Source organism: Cypionkella sp. TWP1-2-1b2 (genome assembly GCF_049896245.1).
Classification (GTDB): domain Bacteria; phylum Pseudomonadota; class Alphaproteobacteria; order Rhodobacterales; family Rhodobacteraceae; genus Cypionkella.
In genome coordinates this window covers 1-20679 of the sequence record NZ_JAFCTX010000013.1, presented here as the reverse complement: position 1 = coordinate 20679, position 20679 = coordinate 1, and the positions used below count along the sequence as shown (strand labels likewise).

Genomic DNA, 20679 nt, shown 5'->3' with positions numbered 1-20679 from the left:
GTAGTCTCCTTAGGTTTGGTTGGAACCGCGTTTTGGCGGTTATTTCTGCAGTTGTTCGTGATGCCTGATGACTTCCGAGATGATGAAGGTCAGGAATTTCTTGGCAAATTCGGGGTCGAGTTCGGCTTCTTTCGAAAGCCACTCCAACCGTTCGATCTGGCGGGCTTCGCGGGTCGGATCAGAGGCGGGAAGATCGTGTTCGGCTTTCAGGCGGCCCACGGCTTGGGTGCGCTTGAAGCGTTCGGCAAGGGTGTAGACGAGGATCGCATCGAGACGGTCAATCGACTCGCGGTGGTCTTTCAGCAGTTCGGCAGCGATGGTGGTGGCGTCGGTCATTGTAGCTGCTCCGGTGAAGGGTGACGCCAGACTTGCATCGCGCCATAGGTGGCGTGGTGGAAATCACCGTCACGGCTGCAATCCATGCGCCCGGCAAGGGCTTGGCTGCGCAAATTATCTGGCATGATCAAGCTGATCGCGGTTTGCCAACCCAAACTGGCATAGGCCCAACCACGTGCAGCGCGCGCTGCTTCATAGGCATAGCCTTTGCCCTCGGCCTGCGCGGCCCAAACAGTCCAGCCGATTTCCGGTTCTGGCCAGCCTTCGGGAAACCATGGGCCTGCCATGCCATAGGGTGCGTCAGTGACTTTGTCGGCGAAAATGAATGTGGAAAAGCCACGATACACCCAATGCCCAGTCAGGTGGCAAAAGCTGCGCCATGCCAAACCACGATCCATCGGGCCACCAATGAAACGCGACCGTTCGGATGCAGCACAGTCGGCCCAAACTTCGAAATCCGAAAGCTTTGGCCCGCGCAGACGGAGGCGTTCGGTCTCAATCACGGGTATTCCCGTCAACTCAATCATAGCTCAGCCCGCAAATGATGGCGGATCACCACGTCGCTGGGGTCCGCGCCGGGGCCATCGACCAATGTGCCGCCCAAGCGCAGGGCCAAGGCGATGGAGCGCGCGTTGCCGGGATCAATATAGTTGTCGATATGATCCCACCCAAAAGTGTCACGCGCCCAAGCCATCACGGCGCGGGCACCTTCGGCGGCAAGACCTTTGCCTTCGGCGTGATCCACGACATACCAGCCGAGTTCGGGTTCGGGATAGCCCAAGGGCTGATAGATGCCGACTTCGCCGAGATATTCTTCGGTTACAGGATCTTCCATCGAGAACGGACCAAAGCCCATCAGCGGCCATTGCGCCACTTCGGATGCGAAGATCCGCCATGCCTGTTCGGCGGCATAAGGCCCGCCTTCCCAAACTGCACGATCCGAAGCGTAGAAAGCCTTGCGATGCACAAAGTCTTCAAAGCGCGGCATACGCAGACGCAAACGCTCGGTCTGGATCACCGGCGCTGTGGCGTGCACGATATGTTTTGGGCGGCTGATCATTTCTTCTTCATCAACCCCGAGAGGCTGGAGGGCAGCGACAATCCGCGCGGCATGCCGGGGAAGCCGCCACCCATGCCGAGACCTTGTTTCATGCCTTTGGCGGCTTCGGCCATGGCTTCGGGCGACATATTCGCCATGTCGGGCATCCCGCCCTTTGCGCCGATCATCTGCTTGATGGCGTTTTTCATCGCGCCACCCTTGCCCATTTTCTTCATCATATCGGCCATTTGCTTGTGCTGTTTCAAAAGCTTGTTGACTTCTGACACCTCAAGCCCTGCCCCTGTGGCGATACGCTTTTTGCGACTGGCTGCCAAAAGATCGGGGTTGGCGCGTTCTTTCTTGGTCATCGAATTGACCAAGGCGATCTGATGGGTCAGCATTTTGTCATTGAAACCAGCGGCTTCAGCCTTTTTTGCCATACCGCCCATGCCCGGCATCATACCCATCAGGCCCTGCATGCCGCCCATTTTCTGCATCTGCTCTAGCTGGCTTTTCAGGTCGTTCATGTTGAACAGACCCTTGGCGAAACGCCGCGCCATGCGTTCGGCTTGTTCAGCCTCAAAGGTTTCGCGGGCCTTTTCGACCAGCGCGACGATATCGCCCATGCCAAGGATGCGGCCTGCGACACGATCAGCCTCAAACGTCTCCAGCGCGTCCATTTTTTCGCCAAGGCCGACGAAGCGGATCGGCTTGCCGGTGACGGCGCGCATCGAAAGCGCGGCACCACCGCGACCGTCGCCGTCCATCCGGGTCAGCACCACACCCGAGATGCCAACTTTGGCGTCAAATTCGGAAGCCACGTTGACGGCGTCTTGCCCAGTCAGGCCATCGACGACCAACAGGGTTTCGCGCGGCTGGGCGATGTCGCGCACCGCTTGGATTTCCGCCATCAACACTTCGTCGATATGCAGACGACCAGCTGTATCGAAGAACACCACGTCATAGCCGCCCATCGCGGCTTGGGTTTTGGCGCGTTTGGCGATCTGCACCGCCGATTCGCCTTTGACGATCGGCAGGCTGTCCACACCAATCTGCGCCGCGAGGATCGCCAACTGCTCCATCGCGGCCGGGCGGTTGGTGTCGAGCGAGGCCAACAGCACGCGCTTGCCGTTGCGCTCTTTGAGGCGCTTCGCCAGCTTGGCGGTGGTGGTGGTTTTGCCCGAGCCTTGCAGACCGACCATCAGGATGGCGGACGGCGGGTTGTCGATTTTCAGCGCTTCGGGTTCATCATCGCCTGCCAGCACGCGCACGAGTTCGTCGTGGACGATCTTGACGACCTGCTGGCCGGGGGTGATCGACTTGGTGACGGCTTGGCCAATGGCTCGGACTTTGACGGCTTTGACGAAGTTGCGCGCAACCTCCAGCGAAACGTCGGCGTCCAGCAGAGCAGTGCGGACTTCGCGCAGGGCAGTGTCAACGTCAGCTTCCGAGAGCGCGCCGGCCTTGGTCAAGCGGTCGAAGACGCCACCAAGGCGTTCTGACAGGCTTTCAAACATCGCGCTCTCCTAAATCAAAACCCCAAGATGGGGTGCACCAGCGGGTTTCCCAAGGCCAATACGAAACAGCACCTGTGGGCGCAACGCGCTGACAGGTGGCGATCCCGGCATAAGCCAAAGGACCGGAAGCGATTGCCTCCGAGGAATTGGGTCGGGCGATACGCGGTTGAAGGGGACGAGTCAAGCAGGGCTGGGCGATCAGCGTTTTTTCTGGCGCTTTTGGGTCTGCCCGGTGTTTTGGTTCAGCCCGGTCTTTTGGTTCAGCCAAGTGTTGATCTGCTGCACGGCTGTTTTCGCGTCAGGTCCCGAGCGGAATATTGCGGATAGCGGCAGTGGCGGGCCAGAGCTGAAATTCAGCACAGCGCGATGACTTGGCCCAGCTTTGCTGTCGCCGTCATTGGCGCTGGTTTCGAGCACTGCCTTGATCACTTCAGCCACGGGGCGGCTTTGCTCGCGGGCACCTAAAACTGCGACGCTGCGCAGGGTCAGGGTGTTGCTGGGGCGGTCGAACACTGCCACCTCTTGCCGCACAAAGACAATGAAAACCACGCCGAACAGGCCAAACAGCAGCGCGAGGGCGGTCAGATCGCTGTGATCCTTTGAGAAGAACTTTGCCAGCCAGATCGCCGCGAACAGCAGCATGGCAGCGGCTATGCCAATGCCCATCAGCACGGGGCGGGCGCGCAGCACCAAGCGATCCGGCGACGTCGAAACAAGCTTCATGGTGGCCTCTGACGGCTTGAACTCCCTAGCCTTAGCATCCACCTAAGCAGCGCTTCGGGCAAGCCTTATGTCCAAGCCGACAAACCCCTTGCTTTATCGACGGCCTTTGCTGATTTATGTGCGCAAATGCACAGGGGATCTGCTCGATGGATAACTGGGACGAGATCAGGACGGCGTTTCAGGTGGCGCGGATGGGCACGGTTTCAGGGGCTGCCGAGGTGATGGGGGTGCATCATGCCACGGTGATCCGCCATATCGACTCTTTGGAAAAGCGGCTGGGGGCGAAGCTGTTTCAGCGCCATGCGCGCGGTTATGCGCCGACGGAATCCGGGCGTGATCTGTTGTCGGTGGCGCAGACAACCGAGGATCAGTTTGGTCAGTTGGCGAGCCGGATCAAAGGCCAAGGCGAGACCGTGGCGGGCGAATTGGTCGTCACCTCGATCACCGGCATTGCGCATCTGCTGGCCCCGGTTTTCGCGACCTTTCAAGAGGCGCATCCGGCGGTGGTGATCCGGTTTCTGACCGATATGCGGCTGTACCGCCTGGATTATGGTGAAGCGCATGTGGCGATCCGGGCGGGGGCTACACCGCAGGAACCCGATAACGTCGCGCTTCCTTTGGTGAAGATGCAGTTCGGGCTTTATGCCTCAAAGGCCTATGTGGCGCGGAATGGTCTGCCGAATGGCGAGGCCGAATTGATGCAGCACCGCTTTGTTGGCGTCGATAACCCTGACAACCGCGCGCCGTTCTATCGCTGGCTGCGCGAACGGGTGTCGCAAGATCGTCTGACCTTCCGCGTCAACGAGCCTGCGGCGTCGGAAGCGGCGGTGAAAGCAGGGATGGGCTTGGGCTTCATGCGCGCGCATGAGGCGCGGTTGGATGCCGATCTGGTCGAAGTGATGGCGCCAATCCCGGAATGGGACTCGCCTCTGTGGATCGTGACGCATGTGGATTTTCACCGAACGTTGAAGGTCCAAAGCTTCCTGAGCTGTTTGCGGCAATCGGCAGCAACCTGGTGCAGCGTTTGAGGTCATCGCGGTGAGGCTTTGGGCAGGATTAGACCAACCACAGCGCGGTCATGTTGCGATGCTGGCGTTTTCGGCACTGGTGGCGGGCAGTTTTAGTCTGGGGGCGATGGCGGCCCCGCATATCTCGCCCTCGGCCCTGACAGTGGCGCGGTTTGCTTTGGCGGGGGCTTTGGTGGGGCTGGCGGCGTTTCTGACCGTGGGGGTGCCGCGCAAGACATGGGTTGCCCCGTGGCGCTATGTAGTCTTGGGCGGGTTACTGGCCTGTTATTTCGTGCTGATGTTCTGGGGCTTGCAGACGGCGGAAGCGGTGCCAACGGCGGCGGTGTTCACCCTGACACCGTTGATGGCCGCCGGATTTGGCTGGCTGCTGTTGGGGCAGATCACCACGCTGCGGATGGGCTTGGCGCTGGCGATTGGGGCTGTGGGTGCCTTGTGGGTGATCTTTCGCGGCGATCTGGCGGCCTTGGCGCGGTTTGAGGTTGGCCGCGGCGAGGTGATCTATTTCTTCGGCTGCATCGCACATGCGCTTTACGCGCCGATGGTGCGCAAGCTGAACCGGGGAGAGCCCGCGCTGGTGTTCACCTTTGGCATGATGCTGGCGGGGTTTGTGATTCTGTGCCTGTGGGGCTGGCGCGATGTGTTGGCGACCGATTGGGCCGCCCTGCCCGCTATCGTTTGGATTTGTTTGATTTATGTCTCGGTTGCGGCCTCGGCGATGACCTTTGTTTTACTACAATTTGCCACGCTGCGGCTGCCATCGGCCAAGGTGATGGCCTATACCTATCTGGTGCCAAGCTGGGTTATCCTATGGGAAATCGCTTTGGGCCGCGCAGCGCCGCCGTTAAATGTGCTGGGCGGTGTCATTCTAACCGCTTTGGCTTTATTCCTGCTGTTGAAGGATGAAACCGCTTAGCGTAAACGATTTCATAGCTGACATGTTAGCGCTAAAAATGCTGAGTTGGGATCGGTTCTGGGGAGGACACATATGTATATCGGGCTCGATCTGGGCACCTCGGGGCTGAAGGGCATCTTGATGGATGAGGGCCAGCGCGTGCTGTCCGAAGCGACCGCGCCCTTGACGGTGGAACGTCCGGCGGAGGGTTGGTCGGAACAGGCCCCGGCCTCGTGGATTGAAGCGGCGGAGTTGGTGCTGGGTAAATTGGCCGAGCATGGCTTGGCGGCAGTAAAAGGCATCGGGCTTTCCGGCCATATGCATGGGGCAACCCTGCTAGATGCGTCTGATGCCGTTCTGCGCCCCTGTATTCTGTGGAACGACACTCGCAGCTTTGCTGAGGCTGCCGCTTTGGACGCGCGACCCGAGTTCCGCGCTCTGTCCGGCAATATCGTGTTTCCGGGCTTTACCGCGCCGAAATTGGACTGGCTGCGCAAGCACGAGCCTGCCCTGTGGGACAAAGTGGCGAAAGTGCTGCTGCCAAAGGACTATCTGCGGCTGTGGCTGACGGGCGAGCATGTGTCTGAAATGTCAGATGCCGCTGGCACCGCTTGGCTCGATACCGGCAGGCGGGATTGGTCGGATGTTTTGCTGGCCGATACCGGGCTTTCCCGCGCGCAGATGCCGCGTTTGGTGGAGGGGTCCGAGGTTTCGGGCGGGCTTCGAGGTGCGTTGGCCAATCGTTTCGGCATGCCTGGGGGCGTGGTGGTGGCCGGGGGTGGTGGCGATAATGCGGCTTCAGGCGTCGGGGTCGGCGTGGTGCGGGCAGGCGAAGCGTTTGTGTCTTTGGGCACCTCGGGCGTGCTGTTTGCCGCCAATGATGGCTATCAGCCCGACCCTGCGACGGCGGTGCATACGTTCTGTCATGCTTTGCCGAACACTTGGCACCAGATGGGCGTGGTTCTGGCCGCAACCGATGCTTTGAACTGGTATTCCAAACTGGTCGGGGCGGATGCCGCGACCTTGACGGGCGAAATCGGCCCGCTGCAAGCCCCCGGCAAAACCGTGTTCCTGCCCTATCTGGGCGGCGAGCGCACGCCGCTGAATAGTGCCTTGATCCGGGGCGCGTTTACCGGGCTGGAGCATGCCACTGACCGCCAAGCCGGCACGCGCGCGGTGCTGGAGGGCGTGACCTTTGCGTTTCGCGATTGCCGCGATGCTTTGGCCGCGACGGGGACCAAGCTGGAGCATTTGCTGGCGGTGGGCGGCGGTTCACGCTCGGATTACTGGCTGCGCGCGATTGCCACCGCCTTGGATTGCCCAGTCAGCCTGCCCGTGGCCGGAGATTTCGGCGGTGCCTTTGGTGCGGCCCGCCTTGGCCTGATGGCCGCCACAGGTGCTGGCGCTGAAATCGCCAGCCTTCCGCAAATCGCGCGGGAAATCCTGCCCGACCCCGCCCTGAAAGACGCTTTCGATGCGGGCCACGCCCGTTATCGCGCTGCCCAAACCGCTATTAGGAGCCTCACATGACTGATTTCTTCAAAAACATTCCGCAGATCAAATATGAGGGCGAAGGCTCGACCAACGAGTTTGCCTTCCGGCATTACGACCCGGATGAGGTGCTGTTGGGCAAGCGGATGGAAGACCATCTGCGCTTTGCCGTCGCCTATTGGCACAGCTTCGCATGGCCCGGCGGCGACCCGTTTGGTGGGCAGACCTTTGATCGCCCATGGTTCGGCGACACCATGGTCTTGGCGAAACTGAAGGCCGACGTGGCGTTTGAGATGTTCGATATTCTCGGCACCCCGTTCTATGCCTTTCACGACGCCGATGCGCGGCCAGAGGGGGCGACTTTCGCTGAAAGCTTGCGCAACCTTGAGGAAATCGTCGATTATCTTGGCGAAAAGCAATCGACCCACAAGGCGAAATTGCTCTGGGGCACCGCCAATATGTTCAGCCACAAGCGCTGGATGTCGGGGGCGGCCACCAACCCCGACCCCGAAGTGTACGCCTATGCAGCGGCCACGGTGAAATCTTGTCTGGATGCCACCCATAAACTCGGCGGCGCAAACTATGTGCTGTGGGGCGGGCGTGAAGGCTATGAGACGCTGCTGAACACCGATCTGAAAGCCGAGCGCGCGCATGCGGGCCGCTTCCTGCAATCGGTCGTCGAGTATAAGCACAAAATTGGCTACAAAGGCGCGATCCTGATCGAACCAAAGCCGCAGGAACCTTCGAAGCATCAATATGACTACGATGTGGCGACGGTTTACGGTTTCCTGAAGGATTTCGGGCTGGAGAAGGAGGTTCAGGTCAATATCGAGCAGGGCCATGCGATTTTGGCGGGGCATTCGTTTGAACACGAGATCGCCACCGCTGCTGCTTTGGGGATTTTCGGTTCGATCGACATGAACCGCAATGACTACCAATCCGGCTGGGATACCGACCAGTTCCCGAACAACCATGCCGAAAAGGCCGTGGCGTTCTATGAGATCCTGCGCGCGGGCGGTTATACCACCGGTGGCACCAACTTTGACGCCAAAGTGCGGCGGCAGTCGCTGGACCCGGAAGATCTGATCCTCGCCCATGTCGGCGGCATGGACACCTGCGCGCGGGCATTGAAAGCAGCGGCCTATTTGCTGGAGGATGACACGTTGGAAGCAGCACGGCGCGCACGTTATGCCGGATGGGAGCGTGAGGGGGCTAAAGCGATGCTGACGCAGCCGCTAGACGTGATCGCCGATGCGGTGATTGCGAATAACATCAACCCACAGCCACGCTCGGGCCGTCAGGAGCGGTTGGAGAATTTGTGGAACCACTACATCTGAGCGGAAGCTTAGCGGATTAGATCAGCGCGGCCAGCGGGGGGATGCCTTCGCTGGCCGTGACGCTTTTCAAGGCAGCAGCAGCGGCGTGATGGCCAAGGTGGAGGGCTTGTTCGGCGGTCCAGTTTTCGTGGATGGCGTAGATGATGCCCGCGCAAAAGGCATCTCCGGCACCGACCGGGCTGCGGATTTCGGCAGGATTGACGGGCTCGGGGGTGGACCAGAGTGCGGTTTGGTCGAGCCAAAGAGCAAGGGTTGCGGTGTGCAGGATCACGGTTTTGACGCCTTGCGCTTGCAGAACTGTGGCGGCTTCCAGCAGGCGGGCGCGATCATCAGCGGCATGCCGTAGATTTCACATTCACGCTTCAGGGCATTCACATTGCGCACGCAATCTCGGTAAAGTTCGGGCTGATTGGAGAGGAGGAGCAGGTTGACGACAATGCAGGCGGCATCAAGGACGAGGCCTTGCTCAACCGGGCGGTCGATGACTTCGGAGTAAAGAATGCGCGGCAGCGGGGTGCCGTAGACATTGGCAATATCGGTGCGCAAAACCAAAGCGGGGCGGTTCTTGCCGGGGATGGCCTGCAGGATTTTCGCGGTGCCGGGGGGCAGTTGGATGGCGTCGGGGGCGGCTGCGGCGACGGTTTGGATGGATTTTGCCATGTTTTCGATGCCGCCTAGGAAGGGGGCCTCGTTGAACATGCCGTGGTCGATGGCAACATCAAAGCAGTTGCCCGAGGGCGCGAACAGGCGGCTGAGTCGGGCGGTGTTCATGGCGTGACCTGCTGGTGAAAACGTTTTCACAATCGGTATCGGTGGGTGCGGATTCTGTCATTGGCAAAGGAAAATCCTGCCATGGCAGGGGTTTGCTTGGTGGATGGAGATGCACTAGCCTCGGGGTGCAATGACAGGAGATGGCGATGGCTTGGCAGCAGTATCTGGACGCGGAACAGGCGCGGTTTGTGCAGGAATTGCTGGCGTTTGTGCGGATTCCATCCGTGTCGGCCAAGCCCGAGAATATCCCAGATGTGATCAGGGCTGCGGAATGGGTGGCGGCGCGGTTGGCGGCGGCGGGGGTAGACGGGGCCGAGGTTTTGCAGACCGATGGCCATCCGGTGGTCTGCGGACATTGGCTGCATGCCGGGGCGGATAAGCCGACGGTGCTGATCTATGGGCATTTTGACGTACAGCCTGCCGAGCCATTTGATCTGTGGCACAGCCCACCGTTTGAACCTGAGTTGCGGGATGGCCGGGTCTGGGGGCGCGGGGCTTCGGATGACAAGGGCGGCATGTTGGTGCCGATCCTGGCGGTGGAGGCGCTGCTGAAAACCGCTGGGCGTTTGCCGGTGAATGTGAAGTTTTTCTTTGAGGGGCAGGAGGAGATCGGCTCACCTGATTTACCGCCGTTTGTAGCGGCCAATGTGGGTCGGTTGACGGCGGATATGATTTTCTCGGCGGATGGGCTGCAATATGCGCCGGATCAGCCGCAGATTGTTGAGGCGCTCAAGGGGTTGGCCAAGGCGGATATTGTGGTGCGTGGGCCAAGGTCGGATCAACATTCGGGGCTGCATGGCGGTGGGATTGCCAATCCGGCGATGGCTTTGGCGCATCTGTTGACGTCGATGAAATCGGCGGATGGCTTGGTGACGGTTACGGGATTCTATGACGATGTCGTGCCGCTGACCGAGGCGGATCGGGCGGCGATTGCGCGGATCCCCTATGATGAGGCCAATTATCTGGCGGAAACCGACGCGCCGGCGGTGTTTGGCGAGCCGGGGTATTCGACGCGCGAGCGGCTCTGGGCACGTCCGACGTTGGATGTGAACGGGCTGACCAGTGGATGGCAAGGGATTGGCACGAAAACCGTATTGCCCGCTGAGGCGCGGGCGAAGATCACCTGTCGTTTGGTGGCGGCGCAAGACCCGGCGAAGATTTTGGCGGCTTTGGCTGCCCATGTGCAGGCGCATTGCCCTGCCGGGGTGACGGCTGAACTGGAGCGGGGGCAAGGCGGGGCGGGGCCGTTTTTGGTGCCATCGGGGCATAATGCGACGGGGATCGCGGCGCAGGTGTTGGACGAGGTTTATGGCAAAGCGCCGTATCGGACACGCTTGGGCGGATCTATTCCGGTGATGACCACCTTGTTGGAGGTATTGGGGGTGCATGCGGTGATGTTTGGCTTTTCGCATGATGATGAGAACTGACACGCGCCGAATGAGTTCTTCCGGCTGGAGGCGTTTCGGTTGGGTCAATCGGCTTATGTGCGGTTGTTGCAACGGTTGGGGGCATAAGGCGCGCTCGGCGCTCCCTTGCGGGCGCTTCTCGCTTTGTAGCGCAGAGGCCTGAAAGGGCCGATAAGCGGTGGGTCAGGACAAAGCGGCCAGCAGGTCCATCGCGGTGATTTGGTCGAATTGGACGTGGCGGTGCATCAGGGTCTCGGCCCCGGCGGCATCGCGGGCGAAGATCAGGCTGGCGATGGCGCGGTGCTCAGCGGCAGAGGTGGCAATGGCCCCGGCATAGCGGTAGCGGGCCCGGTAGTAGGCCAGCAGTTTGCGGGCGTTGGTTTTGATCATCTCGGTCAGAAACGGGTTGCCTGCGGCCAGAGCGACACATTCGTGAAAGCGCAGGTTCAACTGGTAATAGGCGTCGGGGTTGGCATCGCCTTGTTCGGCCGAGAACGTCTCACAGGCTTGCACGGCGGCTTCCAGTGCCGTGGCCCAAGACACCGACAGACGGCGCGCCGCGAGGCCTGCGGCTTGGCCTTCAAGTTTGGCATGAACTTCCAGGATGGCCAAGAATTCCTCAAGGCTGGGGCGGAACACCGTGGCGCCCTTGCGCGGCAGGCGGCGCACAAGGCCCATGGCTTCAAGTTGCAAGATAGCTTCGCGGACGGGGGTGCGGGAGACAGCGAATTCGGCAACCAGCTCGGACTCATCAATCACATCGCCGGGGTTGAGGCGGCCTGTGTCGATCCACGACAGGATCTTATTGGTGAGGGTTTCGGTTTGGCCTGCCATGTCTGATCAAAAGACCGAAAAGGCTGTCAGGTAAAGGGGGATAGCCGGAAAACTTCATGTAAGGCTGTGTCGATTGTTTCGCAAATACAACCAATGGGAGATTGGCGCGCAATGGCTTCCACGCGATGGCTGCGTGAAAGAAGATGATCTGCAGCGCGAAAGCCGCAAATGTGGCGAAATTGGGGGGGAAATCCGGCAAAAACCCATCACGCTTTGTCTTCGTACTAGAAATCGTATCGAAAGATAGATATTCGTGATTTTAATCAGCCCCCGAAAGTGGGGCGAATAACACGCCGGACACTAAAGTCTGGGTTTTTTGAGGCGGAGTAGTACGATGGTAAAAGCGATTGATTTCGCGGTCCGCAATGTTGCGGGCGGCGCGCAGCATGGCAGTGTCGCAGGCGACAGCCAAGGCAATTTCATTCAGGTTGGTTCGGGCGATAGCGTTTCGCTGAACCTCTCGAAGGCAAGTGTGGTCGGCTATGAGCAGCAGGGCGGCGATTTGCTGGTCAAGCTGTCGGATGGCCGCAGCATCGTGCTGAGCAATTATTTCAACGAAAACGCAGGAGATGTGAACCATCTCTATCTGTCCTCGGATGGCGAGATCACCGAGGTGATCGTCCACGAGGGTCAGGGCGGCGTGCTGGCAGCGGATTACGGCCCGGTCAGCGGCTGGGACAAGTGGAGCCCGCTGGACGATATGCGCTTTACCCAAGCGGATAGCATCTCGGATGTGGCGATGGTGTCGAACGAACCTGCCGGGATGGCACCGTTCGTGCCGGGTCTGCTGGGCTTGGGCGGCTTTGGCGCGATTGCAGCCGGGGCCGGCGCGATTGCGTTGGTTGGCGGCGGTGGCGGTGGTGGCGGTGGTGGCGGTGGTGGCGGTGGTGGCGGTGGTGGCGGCACCCCTGACACGACCCCGCCTGCGGTGACGGTGACCGAGGGCACCAAATCGGTGAACCATGTTGAGAATGGTGCTGATTATGTGAATGGCGTGGTGATCGGCGGCACCAGCGAGCCGGGTGCGAAGATCGACGTTTTGGTCAATGGCCACACGCAGACGACCACGGTGGACAACACCGGCCACTGGACGGTGACCTTTCCGACCACGGAAGTTGATCCGGGCGAGTATGAGATTCCGGTGGTGGTGAAGGCCACCGATGCGGCGGGCAACAGCACGACCTGGAACGATGTTCTGGTGGTCGATACCGTGCCGAACCCGATCAACTTTGATGCGGTCACCGGCGACGACAAGGTGAATTTTGTCGAGAATTCAACCGGGTTGGTGGTGAATGGCAGCTCGATTGCGGGCGCAACTTTGAATGTGACGCTGAATGGCGTGACGAACACGGTTGTGGTTGGCTCTGACGGGCATTGGACCACGACCTATCCGACCGGCACCCTGCCCGCTGGTGAGTATAATCAGGTGATTACGGCGACTTCGACGGATAATCACGGCAATACCTCGACCTCGAGCCACACGTTTGCGGTGGATACCCAGACCTCGGTGGCCTTCACTGGCACGCCGGGCGGCGATGGTATGGTGAACGCAAGCGAGGCTGTAGCGGGCGTGGTGCTGAACGGCACAGCGCAGGCGGGCGCACAGGTGGCGGTGGCATGGAATGGCACCACGCTGATCACGACCGCCAATTCGAGCGGCGTGTGGTCGGTGACCTATCCGGCAGGCTCGGTCACAGCGGGCACCTATACATCGACCGCGACGGCAACGGCGACCGACAGCTTTGGCAACACCGCGACGGCAACCCAAGTGGTGAATGTTGACACTGAAACCTCGGTGACGGTTAACAATGGCCAATCGGGCGGCGATGATGTGATCTCGGGCATCGAGGCTGCGGCTGGGGTGGCTTTGACCGGCACGGCGGAAGCTGGAGCGACGGTTGTGGTGACGCTGGGCGGGTTCAGCCAAACTGTCACAGCAAGCGCGACCGGCACTTGGACCGCAAGCTTTACCAGCAGTCAGATCGTTCCCGGCACCTATGACACGGTGGTTTCGGTGACTTCAACCGATCTGGCGGGCAACTCGGCTTCGACCACGCATAACATGCATATCGACACGCAAACGACTGTTACGGTTAATCCGGGCCAAGCAGGCGGTGACGATATGGTCAACGCGGTGGAAGCTGCGGGTGGCTTGGTTCTGACCGGCACGGCAGAAGCGGGCGCGCAGGTGACGGTTGTATTTGAAGGTGCGACCCGTGTCGTCACCGCAAGTTCGACCGGGACTTGGAGCGCAAGCTATACCGCCAGCGAAGTGCGCGGCGGGACGTATGACTCGACCGTTCAGGTGTCTTCGGTGGACCGCGTCGGCAATACAGCGACGACGACGCATAGCCTGCACGTCGATACTGAGATTTCGGTGGCGATTCCGGCAGGGCAAGCGGGTGGCGATGATGCGATCTCGGGTGCTGAAAAAGCGGCGGGCGTGGTGCTGAATGGCACGGCGGATGCAGGGGCTTCGGTTGTTGTCACCTTTGAAGGCGCCGTGAGGACGGTTACGGCGGCAAGCAACGGCACTTGGAGCGCGAGTTTCGCGGCCAGCGAAGTGACGGCAGGCACCTACGATTCGGCCGTCACGGTGCGGGCAACGGATGCGGCGGGCAACGTCGCCACCGCAAGCCATACCGTGCATGTCGATACCCAAACCAATGTGGCGATCAATGTCGGCCAAGCGGGCGGCGATGACATCATCAGCGGCGCGGAAGAAGCCGTTGGTGTGGCGCTGACCGGGACGGCAGAAGCGGGTGCAAGCGTGGTTGTGACGATGGATGGCGTCAGCCATACCGTTATCGCAAGCAATGCAGGCACTTGGACGGCGAATTTCTTGTCCAGTGAAATCCGATCGGGCACTTATGCCACGACCGCGACGGCTGTGGCGACCGATGCTTTGGGCAACACCGCCACGACCAGCCATGTCGTCAATGTCGATACCGAGGTGGTGCCGTTTGACCGCGCAACCCTGTTGACCGGGTCGGATGCGATCCTGAACGCAGCGGAAGCCACCAGCGGTTTGACCGTGACCGGCCATGTCGAGGCGGGCTCGACCGTGATGCTGAAGTTCGGCAGCGGCGCACAACATGCGGCCACTGTCGCAGCCGATGGCAGCTGGAGCTTCACCATTCCGGCGGGCGAGATTCCGGCGGGCGAAAACTCGGTGACGCTGACGGCGGTGGCGACAGATCATGTTGGCAACGTCTCGACCCTGACCGAGCAGGTTGCGGTGGATACCATCGTGCGCAACTTCACGCATGTTGAGGTGATCGCGGGCGACGATATTCTGAACTTGGCGGAACGTGCGGCGGGCCTGACACTGACCGGCACGTCAGAGCCATTCTCGACGCTGGTGCTGCATCTGGCAAATGGCGCGGAAGTGACGGCTTCGGTCGGCGCGGATGGGCTGTGGAGTGCGACTTTCCCGACCTCGTCCTTGCCGACAGGTGAAGGCAACACCACGGTCACGGTGACGGCAACCGATCATGCGGGCAATACCGCCAGCTATACCGACAGCTTCCACTACGACACTATGCTGCCGACTGATCCGTGGATCACCAACGATGCGGGCACCGGCAACCTGATCTCGGGTGTGGCTTCGGCTGTGTCGCCGGATACGCTGACCTATCACGCGATTGCAGCGACGGGGGCGGCGATTGATCTGCACCCGACGGCGCAGTTCGATGCGGGCGTCGATGTGAATGGCAGCAATGTGCAAAGCCACTGGGCATTCTTCACCAATCCGGTGGCAGACGGCAGCTATCTGGTGATCAACGATACCGATGCGGCGGGCAACGAGCAAAGCACGCTTTATCTGCGCTCGACCACCGATGTGACGGTGGATTTGAACCGCGAGGGGCTGCAAGGCTTTGACTTTGGCACCATTGATCTGAGCTCGTCCCATGCGACCTTGTCGCTGACCGAAGCGCAGATCAACAGCCTGACCGGGGCGGATCACCAGATGGCGATCCGCGGCGGTGCGGATGATCACGTCAACATCGTGGGCGCGGTCGCAGGCGCGCATCAAGTGGTGAACGGCGAGAGCTATACGCTTTACACGCTGGGCAGCAGTGGGGCTTCGGTGTTGGTCGACGACGATATCCAAGTCAATACCGCTGTTTGATCAGGGAAACGGGCGATGCCCAAGAACCGCAGAAACGGGTCCGGGAACGGGGTGAAATACCTCGTCCCGGCGCTGGTAGGATTTGCCTTGTTGGCGGGTTGCATGGCGGGGTCAGAGGCGCCTTCGATGCTGCAAACGCATGATCAAGCGGGGCCTGGTGCGGTAGGGGCCTTGGGGCAACCTGCGGGCGCGGGCCTGATTGGGAATTTACAGGGGCGTCGCTCGGTTTTACCACCGGGGGGCTCTTATGCGAAAGTGTCAGGCGCGGTGATCAGTGCCAGCGCAGGCGCGGCAGAGGCCGAATTGCGCGTGGCGCGGCTGAAAGCCAATGCGCAATCGAAGAACTGGCTGCCGTCGATTGGGCCTTCGGTGAACCTGACCAATTTGGGCGGCTTGGCGGCAAGTTTGCTGCTGGAGCAATCCCTGTTCGATAACGGGCGGCGCAAGGCGGAACGGGCGTTTGCCGCGGCGGATGTCGAGGTGGCGGCGGTCAGCCTTTCCACCGCGATGAACCAGAGGGTGTTTGAGGGATTGTCGTATTACGTCAATGCCCAGCGGGCGCGGGCGCAGGCGGTGGTGTCGCAGGCGGCTTCTGCCAAATTGCAGGAATTCAGCGGGATCATGGGTAAGCGCGTCGCGGGCGGCTTGTCGGATGGCTCGGAACAGCAGGTGTTGAACCAAAGTCTGGCGGAAATGCAGGCGACAGTCGCGGTGGATTTACAGACCGAGTCCAGTCAGATGGCACAACTGGCGGCCTTGGCCGGGCAACCCTTGGGCGGGATCAGCGACTTGGATAGCCTGCCCGATTTGAGCCAATCCACTGCCGAGCCTTTGGCCGTGGTAAAAGCGCGTGGTGAAGGCGCACGGGCGATTGCGCAGGCCCAGATGCAACTGGCTGGGTTGAAGTTTGGTCTGTCGGCGACGGCAGGCTTGGATGAGGGCGGGGTAAACCCCGGTGTGCGGCTGAATGGTGCGGGGCTTTTGAACCCCGGCGCGAAGGACAACATCACCGCCTTGCAGCAAACGGGCGATGTGGTGGATCGGCAAACCGCCGAGGCCGCTGAGACCGCCAATCGCCGTATCGTCTCGTTGCAGCAGCAGAAGGCCGATCTGGCCTCTCGCCAGGCGCAGGGCAATGAGGTGCTGCGGCAAACGGCGGCCAACCTTGATCTGTTCACCCAGCAATACAAGGTCGGGCGGCGGACGCTGCTGGAGTTGGTGGGACAGTATGGTTCCTACGCACGGTTGCAGCGCGATCAGGCCTCGCTGGGCTATGACATGGCGCTGATTGATCTGGAAATCGCCCGTGATCGTGGGGTGTTGGTAGATGGGGCACGGATGTGAATGACCGGGTTGTGGCCTTTGATATCAATGCGGGCCGCGTCGCTGCGGCTGGGGATATTGCCGCGCGCGGTGGCACGGATACGCGGGTGCCGCAGGGTCGGCATAACGCGCGGGCGCTAAGCCGGGCGCAACTGGCCTCGGTTTACGCCGGGCTGTGCGGCGTTGATCTCGCGGTGTCCGATGTGGTCGAGCAGATCCAGCTGGCCTCAGACGCGGGGCAGTTGGGGTTGCCAGAGGTCGCGCGTGCTTTGCGCAGTTGCAGCGTCGCAGCGCAGGTGGACGCTGTCGCCGTGCCAAGTATGCCGCACTGGCCAGCTTTGGCGGAAATGACCTCGGGCCAGATCGTTTTGGTTCTGGGTGAGACGGCTGACGGCGTTGAGGTGTATGACACCAGCGTCGATAATATGCGCGCAGAAGTGCCGCATGAGGATTTCGCGCAGGTCTATGCGGGCCGGATTTTGCGGGTGCGCACTTCGGTCGCCGAGTTGGAAACCCGGCATGTCGAGGCTGCGAAGGCTCCGCACTGGTTCTGGGGCGAGTTCAAGCGCTACAAACGCCAGTTGGGCGAAGTGGCTGCCGGGTCGCTGGTTGCCAACCTGCTGGCGGTGGCGGTGTCGCTATTCTCGATGCAGGTTTATGACCGGGTGATCCCGTATCAGTCGGAACCGACGTTGTGGGTGCTGGCGCTGGGCGCAATGCTGGCGATTGTGCTGGAAGCGGCTTTGAAGCTGGCGCGTTCGGGGTTGATGGATACCACGGGCAAGCGGATTGAATTGTCGGTGCAGGCGCGGCTGATGGATAAGCTGCTGGGCATGAAACACGGGCCGGGGCAGCGCAGCCCTTCCAGCCTGTTCGCGGCGATGCGCGAGTTTTCCTCGGTGCGAGAGTTTTTCACCGCGACGACGATTGGCACGATGGCGGATTTGCCATTTATCCTGATTTTCCTTGCCCTTGTTGCCTCAATCGGCGGCAATCTGGTGTGGATTCTGATCGCGGGCGGCGTGCTGATGGTGCTGCCGGGTTTCCTGTTTCAAAGGCGCATGGTGGCTTTGACGGCGGCCACGCAAGGCGCTTCGACCCGTGCGGCGCGGTTGCTGTATGAGGCGATTTTTGAGGCAGAAACCGTCACCACTCAACGCGGCGAGGACCGGATCAAGCGGATTTGGGCGGAGTTGTCGACTCTGTCGGCGGTGAAATCCAGTGATCAACGGCATCTGACGGCGATGCTGGGCTATTGGGCGCAGGGCGTGCAACAGGCGACCTATATTCTGGCAGTGGTCGCCGGGGCCTATCTGGTGTTCGCGGGCGATTTCACTGTTGGCACGATCATTGCGATTGGCATTCTGACCGGGCGGACCTTGGGGCCTTTGGCGGCTTTGTCCTCGACGATGTCAAAGTGGACCAATGTGAAATCAGCGCTGGATGGGTTGGAGGCGATTGCGCAGTCCAATCAGGCAGAGGAAACCGGTCGGCACTATCTGCGCCGCGACAAACTGACAGGCGCGTTCGAGTTGCGCAATGTCGAGTTCCGCTATGATCCGAAAGCGGCGGCGACAGTAGAGATCAACGGGCTGTCGATCCCGGCAGGCCAGCATATCGCGGTTTTGGGCGCGAATGGCTCGGGCAAATCGACGCTGTTGCGGGTGTTGGCGGGGCTTTACGAGCCTTCGGCCGGGCGGGTTTTGATTGACGGGGTGGATCTGAACCAAGTGCATCCGCGCGATTTGCGGCGCGGCGTGGGTTATCTGGGGCAGGAAGTGCGGCTGTTTGCAGGCACCTTGCGCGATAATCTGAACATGTCGCAGCTGGAACGCGACGATGACCGTTTGCTCGATGCGCTGGATTTCGCAGGGCTGGGGCCGTTCGTGCGCAGCCATCCGCGTGGGCTTGATCTGGAAATCCGCGAGATGGGTGAAGGCCTGTCGGTCGGCCAACGTCAAAGCATCGGTTGGGCGCGGATTTGGCTGCAAAACCCAAGCGTTGCGATTTTGGATGAGCCGACGGCGGCGCTGGATCAGACTTTGGAAACCACGCTGGTGTCGCGGCTGAAAACTTGGCTGGAAGGCCGCACCGCGATCATTGCCACCCACCGCGTGCCGATTTTACAGCTGACCAACCGCGTGGTGATCATGCAAAACGGGCGGCTTGTGGTGGATGGGCCGCGTGAAGTTGTGCTGGCGCATTTGAACGGCGGCGGGATTGCAGCGCAGGCCCCTGCCCCGGCGGCTGGGGTTGCGATTGGCAGCATCACTCCGGTGAAAAAGCCGTTTTCAATGCAGGTTGGGGGGGCCAAACCATGAGCCTTGCCAGCTATGACGAAAGTTTCGCCGAGAAAACCCGTGGGCCAAGCCGCACGATCTGGATGATCGTGGCGGTGATGGTGGTGTTCGTGGCCTGGGCCTCGGTCGCTTGGGTGGATGAGATCGTGCGCGCTCAGGGCGAGGTGGTATCCTCTAGCCGCCCGCAGATCATCCAGAACCTTGAAGGCGGGATTCTGGCCGAATTGAACGTGGCCGAGGGCGATGTGGTAGAGCCGGGACAGACATTGGCTCGGCTTTATGGCACGCAATATCAGGCAGCGGTGGATGAGTTGTCGGACGAAATCGCCACGCTGGAAATCCGGCGTTTGCGGCTGGAAGCCGAGATGAACGGCGCGCCGGGGTTTGATGTGCCGCAGAGATTTGCGCAGAGGGTGCCGGATGTTGTGGCCTCGGAAAAGGCGCTGCTGACTGCGCGTTTGAGCGAATATGACGCGCGGGTAGGTGGCGCGCAGTCGGTGCTGGAGCAGACCTCTAAGGAGGCCGAATTGTTGGAGAAAATGTATAAGCAGGACATCGCTCCGCTGATCGAAGTGACGCGGGCGCGGCGGGACAATTCGGATGCGAAGAACAAGCTGAGCGAGGCGCGCACCACGACTCAGATGGAGCGGGCGACCGATTACGCCAAGACCGAAAGTGACCTCGCGGGCTTGCGGCAAAAGCTGAAGCTGGCGCAGGATCAGTTGTCGCGCACCGTGCTGGTGGCGCCGATGAAGGGCGTGGTGAACAAGTTGTCGATCACCACAATCGGCGGCGTGGTCAAGCCCGGTGAGGAGATTTTGCAGATCATCCCGCTGGATGACGCATTGTTCATCGAGGCGCGGGTGAAGCCGCGCGATATTGCCTCGGTGCGCGAAGGCTTGGATGCGACGGTAAAGTTATCGGCCTATGATTATACCATCTATGGGTCATTGAAGGCGAAAGTGGTGTTCATTTCGGCGGATACGTTCAAGGATGAACGCTCTCGTGATCCGAACGGCGATCCGCATTACAAGGTGACGCTGGCGGTCGATCAAAGCAAATTCACTGCACGGCAAAAGGGGCTTGAGATTAAGCCGGGTATGCAGGCGGATGTGGAGTTAGAGACAGGCGGTAAGACGATTCTGACTTATCTGACCAAGCCTTTGTATAAGTCGAACGAGGCGTTGCGCGAACGTTGAGACTGGAAATAGATAAAATCCAATCGCTTAAGCCTTGGTAAAGCCTGTTGCGCTATACCTGACCCTGGGTGTGAAACATGGGTGTGTGATGGTCGGGCAATCAAATGCTGCGCCAGTCATCATCAAGCGGAAGAAAATAATCAAAGCCAGCGGTCACCACGGTGGGGCGTGGAAAGTGGCCTATGCTGACTTTGTGACGGCCATGATGGCCTTCTTCATGCTGATGTGGCTGTTAGAGCAAGTCGCCGTTCATATGATTCAGGCTTCCCATCTTGGACGGTTTCTGATTCCCTGATCTTTCCAGATATAGGGGATCGAGATGGGCAAATCACATCCTATGGAGCTTCGCAG

Annotated in this window: 18 protein-coding genes; 10 read left to right on the top strand and 8 right to left on the bottom strand. The window is 60.5% G+C overall.

What is annotated here, in order from left to right; all coding sequences use genetic code 11:
* Positions 1-39: 39 nt before the first annotated feature.
* The 5 genes from ACP7AP_RS10435 to ACP7AP_RS10415 form a co-directional block, all read right to left on the bottom strand.
* Positions 40-336, bottom strand: a complete 297-nt coding sequence (locus tag ACP7AP_RS10435; protein ID WP_426034148.1) for a chorismate mutase — start codon at positions 334-336, stop codon at positions 40-42.
* Positions 333-863, bottom strand: a complete 531-nt coding sequence (locus tag ACP7AP_RS10430; protein ID WP_426034147.1) for a GNAT family N-acetyltransferase — start codon at positions 861-863, stop codon at positions 333-335. The genes ACP7AP_RS10435 and ACP7AP_RS10430 overlap by 4 nt, the downstream gene beginning before the upstream one ends.
* Complete coding sequence (locus ACP7AP_RS10425; protein WP_426034146.1) at positions 860-1396, bottom strand: GNAT family N-acetyltransferase; 537 nt, start codon at positions 1394-1396, stop codon at positions 860-862. Before ACP7AP_RS10425 ends, ACP7AP_RS10430 begins: the two co-directional genes overlap by 4 nt.
* The gene (ffh, locus tag ACP7AP_RS10420) at positions 1393-2892 is read right to left on the bottom strand and encodes a signal recognition particle protein (RefSeq protein ID WP_426034145.1); all 1500 of its coding nucleotides are present in this window, start codon (positions 2890-2892) and stop codon (positions 1393-1395) included. Before ffh ends, ACP7AP_RS10425 begins: the two co-directional genes overlap by 4 nt.
* Before the next feature lie 198 nt (positions 2893-3090).
* The gene (locus ACP7AP_RS10415) at positions 3091-3615 is read right to left on the bottom strand and encodes a hypothetical protein (RefSeq protein WP_426034144.1); all 525 of its coding nucleotides are present in this window, start codon (positions 3613-3615) and stop codon (positions 3091-3093) included.
* Between the two features lie 146 nt (positions 3616-3761).
* Between ACP7AP_RS10415 and ACP7AP_RS10410 the strand changes: the two genes are divergently transcribed.
* The 4 genes from ACP7AP_RS10410 (at position 3762) to xylA (ending at position 8363) form a co-directional block, all read left to right on the top strand.
* Positions 3762-4643 carry a LysR family transcriptional regulator gene (locus ACP7AP_RS10410; protein ID WP_426034143.1) on the top strand — a complete coding sequence of 294 codons (882 nt, stop codon included), beginning with the start codon at positions 3762-3764 and terminating at the stop codon, positions 4641-4643.
* Between the two features lie 10 nt (positions 4644-4653).
* On the top strand, positions 4654-5556 hold the full coding sequence (locus ACP7AP_RS10405) for a DMT family transporter (RefSeq protein ID WP_426034142.1): 903 nt from the start codon (positions 4654-4656) through the stop codon (positions 5554-5556).
* A gap of 72 nt (positions 5557-5628) precedes the next feature.
* Entirely contained in the window at positions 5629-7065 is a 1437-nt protein-coding gene (gene xylB, locus ACP7AP_RS10400) for a xylulokinase (protein WP_426034141.1), read from the top strand.
* Positions 7062-8363 (top strand): xylose isomerase, encoded by a 1302-nt coding sequence (gene xylA, locus ACP7AP_RS10395; protein ID WP_426034140.1) that lies wholly within the window; start codon positions 7062-7064, stop codon positions 8361-8363. The genes xylB and xylA overlap by 4 nt, the downstream gene beginning before the upstream one ends.
* A gap of 16 nt (positions 8364-8379) precedes the next feature.
* Here the strand turns inward: xylA and ACP7AP_RS10390 are convergent, their stop codons facing one another.
* Complete coding sequence (locus ACP7AP_RS10390; RefSeq protein WP_426034240.1) at positions 8380-8658, bottom strand: PfkB family carbohydrate kinase; 279 nt, start codon at positions 8656-8658, stop codon at positions 8380-8382.
* Complete coding sequence (locus tag ACP7AP_RS10385; RefSeq protein WP_426034139.1) at positions 8631-9134, bottom strand: hypothetical protein; 504 nt, start codon at positions 9132-9134, stop codon at positions 8631-8633. Before ACP7AP_RS10385 ends, ACP7AP_RS10390 begins: the two co-directional genes overlap by 28 nt.
* A gap of 146 nt (positions 9135-9280) precedes the next feature.
* Here ACP7AP_RS10385 and ACP7AP_RS10380 point away from each other — a divergent pair, with 146 nt between their 5' ends.
* On the top strand, positions 9281-10561 hold the full coding sequence (locus tag ACP7AP_RS10380; protein WP_426034138.1) for a dipeptidase: 1281 nt from the start codon (positions 9281-9283) through the stop codon (positions 10559-10561).
* 162 nt (positions 10562-10723) lie between these two features.
* On the opposite strand, the gene ACP7AP_RS10375 is transcribed toward ACP7AP_RS10380, so the two are convergent.
* Entirely contained in the window at positions 10724-11374 is a 651-nt protein-coding gene (locus ACP7AP_RS10375; protein WP_426034137.1) for a GntR family transcriptional regulator, read from the bottom strand.
* A gap of 334 nt (positions 11375-11708) precedes the next feature.
* On the opposite strand from ACP7AP_RS10375, the gene ACP7AP_RS10370 reads away from it, so the two are divergent.
* The 5 genes from ACP7AP_RS10370 (at position 11709) to ACP7AP_RS10350 (ending at position 20623) form a co-directional block, all read left to right on the top strand.
* The gene (locus tag ACP7AP_RS10370) at positions 11709-15506 is read left to right on the top strand and encodes an Ig-like domain-containing protein (RefSeq protein WP_426034136.1); all 3798 of its coding nucleotides are present in this window, start codon (positions 11709-11711) and stop codon (positions 15504-15506) included.
* A gap of 126 nt (positions 15507-15632) precedes the next feature.
* Entirely contained in the window at positions 15633-16850 is a 1218-nt protein-coding gene (locus tag ACP7AP_RS10365; protein ID WP_426034135.1) for a TolC family protein, read from the top strand.
* Positions 16847-19150 carry an ATP-binding cassette domain-containing protein gene (locus tag ACP7AP_RS10360; protein ID WP_426034134.1) on the top strand — a complete coding sequence of 768 codons (2304 nt, stop codon included), beginning with the start codon at positions 16847-16849 and terminating at the stop codon, positions 19148-19150. Before ACP7AP_RS10365 ends, ACP7AP_RS10360 begins: the two co-directional genes overlap by 4 nt.
* Positions 19147-20328: an HlyD family type I secretion periplasmic adaptor subunit gene (locus ACP7AP_RS10355; RefSeq protein ID WP_426034133.1), complete on the top strand. Its 1182-nt coding sequence runs from the start codon at positions 19147-19149 to the stop codon at positions 20326-20328. Before ACP7AP_RS10360 ends, ACP7AP_RS10355 begins: the two co-directional genes overlap by 4 nt.
* A gap of 88 nt (positions 20329-20416) precedes the next feature.
* Positions 20417-20623, top strand: coding sequence for a flagellar motor protein MotB (locus ACP7AP_RS10350; protein WP_426034132.1), 207 nt, complete (start codon positions 20417-20419; stop codon positions 20621-20623).
* The last annotated feature ends 56 nt before the right edge of the window (positions 20624-20679 follow it).